The sequence below is a fragment of the Actinosynnema sp. NPDC023658 genome (assembly GCF_040639995.1).
Taxonomy (GTDB): domain Bacteria; phylum Actinomycetota; class Actinomycetes; order Mycobacteriales; family Pseudonocardiaceae; genus Actinosynnema.
Genome location: NZ_JBFAAX010000828.1, coordinates 1 through 2,482 on the forward strand (window position 1 = coordinate 1; position 2,482 = coordinate 2,482).

3 protein-coding genes are annotated in these 2,482 nt (G+C 73.4%); 2 read left to right on the top strand and 1 reads right to left on the bottom strand.

Annotated elements, in window-relative coordinates; all coding sequences use genetic code 11:
- Positions 1-567: universal stress protein (locus AB0G02_RS35280; RefSeq protein WP_360803305.1), on the bottom strand; the 567-nt coding region annotated here is incomplete at its 3' end.
- Positions 568-1,025: 458 nt separating this feature from the next.
- Between AB0G02_RS35280 and AB0G02_RS35285 the strand changes: the two genes are divergently transcribed.
- Positions 1,026-1,760, top strand: a complete 735-nt coding sequence (locus AB0G02_RS35285; protein ID WP_360803308.1) for a hypothetical protein — start codon at positions 1,026-1,028, stop codon at positions 1,758-1,760.
- A gap of 45 nt (positions 1,761-1,805) precedes the next feature.
- Positions 1,806-2,360: a hypothetical protein gene (locus tag AB0G02_RS35290; RefSeq protein ID WP_360803311.1), complete on the top strand. Its 555-nt coding sequence runs from the start codon at positions 1,806-1,808 to the stop codon at positions 2,358-2,360.
- Positions 2,361-2,482: the final 122 nt, after the last annotated feature.

Genomic DNA, 2,482 nt, shown 5'->3' on the forward strand with positions numbered 1-2,482 from the left:
GCTCGACTCCGAACCGTCCACACCGACCACCACCCGGCCGTCACCGCGACCGTCGCCGTCGCCGCGGACCACGACGACCGGCCCGGTGGCGTGGTTGGCCACGCCCGCCGCGACGGAACCGGCGAACACCCTGGTCAGACCGGTCATCCCGGACGAGCCCACGACCAGCGCCGCGGCGTCCCGGGCGACCTCGCCGAGCACGGCGGCCGGGTGGCCGTCGAGCACGTGGGTGTCCACCTCGACGCCCGGCGCGACCTCCGCGATCTCCGCCGCCAGTTCGGTCAGGTGGTCGCGCACGTAGCCGCGCACCGCCTCCTCGTCGATCAACTGGGGCAGCGGCATGGTCACCGGCGTCACCACCACTTCGGGGAACGGCCCGCGGATGGCGTTCACGACGACCAGGCGCACCCCGCGGCTCGACGCCTCGCGGGCCGCCCAGTGAGCGGCCTGCCGGGACTGCTCCGAACCGTCGAACCCGACGACGACCGCACCGCGCCCGAGCGCGCTGCTCGCCGTGTCCGATGTGCTCGGTCCACCCGAGGTGCTCGGGGTGTCCGGACTGGACATGGCCCACCTCCGCTATCGGCCTGCACTCGACAGCCCCGGGATATCCGGGTCCGCGGGGGTGACACGCGACGGGCGTCGATCAGCCCCGAAAGGGCAACGGCCGGTGGAAGAAGGGGGCGCGTCGGAGGCCGCGCCGGGCACGACCGCGGCGGCAGGCCACGAGATCCCGCGGCCCTGCGCACCCCTCAACGTGTGCCGCCGTGGCGGAGGCGGTGGCACAACCGCAGGGCCTGGTGACGGCCGGCGTGGTCACCCGGGATCTCGCCGCACCGCGCAGCCGGCCTTCCGTTCCACTCCCAGGACGCCAGCGCAGCCTGCCCCCAACACCAGTGGAACCGCCGTGGCCAGGCTACTGGGGCCCCACCCTGGAATCAACTGGTGTTGCGGAGTAGCTTGAGTCTGCCACTCGCAGTGGAACTCCTTGCGGGCGGACGCAGTCGTGCGTACGAGGGGTGACCATGACCGCCGGCGGCCAGCGGCTCTTCGCCGAGGTTCTCGACGGCCTGTGCCTGCGCCCCGGCGACCGGCCCCGTTACACGAACGTGGAGCTGGCCGAGCGGATCCGCCTCGACGGCGGCGAGATCACGCACACGTACATCTCGCAGTTGCGCCGCGGTGACAAGGACAACCCCACCTGCCGCACGATCGAGGGCCTGGCCACCGCGCTGGGCGTGCACCCGGCGTGCTTCGTCGGCGGTCGCTCGCTGCTGCGCGAGGGCGAGCGGCCGGCGGGGCGGCGCGGCGCGGTGAAGCACCTGTTCGACACGGTCTACCCGGTCCACCGCGGTCCGTTCTCGCCGGAGGAGGTCGCGGCCCGGATCAGCGCTGGCCCGTACGGCTCCATCTCGGCCAACTACCTCCGCGAGCTGCTGGCCGGCACCAGCGACAACCCGAGGCTCAAGCACGTCCTCGGGCTCGCGGAGGCGTTCGGCGCCGCGCCCGCGTACTTCTTCGACGACGAGCTGGCGGCGCGCGTCGACGAGCAGTTGGAGACGCGGCTGGCGATGGACAAGCTGGGCGTCAACACCGTCATCCTGCGCACCGCGCAACAACCACCGCCGCCGGGCGTCCGGAACAGGATCCTGCTGGCGCTCGTGCGCGCGCTGCACCCCGGTGTCGCGGCCGAGGACGCCATCAGACGAGCGCTCGAACCCGACGGGTCCGCCGTGGTGGCCGAGGACGAGACACGTTGACGGCTCGGCGGGGCGGGGCGTCGGACGGATCAGGGCGGTGAGCGGGTGAAGGCGAAGGAGCTGCGCGAGCTCGGGGACGGGCTGATCCGCGAGCTCGACCTCGACGAGTCCGCGACCACCGAGGCGGTCTGCGTGCGGCTGTGCGAGGTGATGGCCCGACGCCTGCAGCGCGAGATCATCCTGCGGTTCGACGACCTCGGCGCGAGCGGCACGAGCGGGTTGTGGGCGGTCACCGAGGACGAGGTGCACGTCATCATCGTCACCACGGCCCGCAGCTGGGTGCACCGGTTGCTCATCCTGCTGCACGAGATCGCGCACATGCTCTGCGGCCACCGGCCGCCGCGGCTCGACGCCGAGGAGGGCCGCCGGATGCTCTACCCCGACCTGTCGCCGTCGATGCTGCGGATCCTGGCGGGCCGGACCGACCTGTCCCGCCGGGACGAGCGCGAGGCCGACCGGGTGGCGGGCGTGCTGACCCGCGCGCTGATCGGGTGGGCGGACCGGCAGCGGCCCGAGCCACCGCGCCCCGACGGGGACGACCTGGCCACGCGGGCGTGGTACTCGTTCGGGTACTCGCCCGATCGGGGCCACCGTGGATGACGTCCGGTACCTGCTGAGCGCCTGCGGCGTGCTGGTGCTGCTCGCGCACAAGTACCGGGCGTACCGGCAGGCGCCGCCCGAGCGCCGGTCCGCCGTGCTGCCGATCTGCCTGGCGTGCGTGA

What these genes read in the sequence shown, in the direction of transcription:
- AB0G02_RS35285 (WP_360803308.1), top strand. Translation starts at nt 1,026, where the DNA reads ATGACCGCCGGCGGCCAGCGGCTCTTCGCCGAGGTTCTCGACGGCCTG.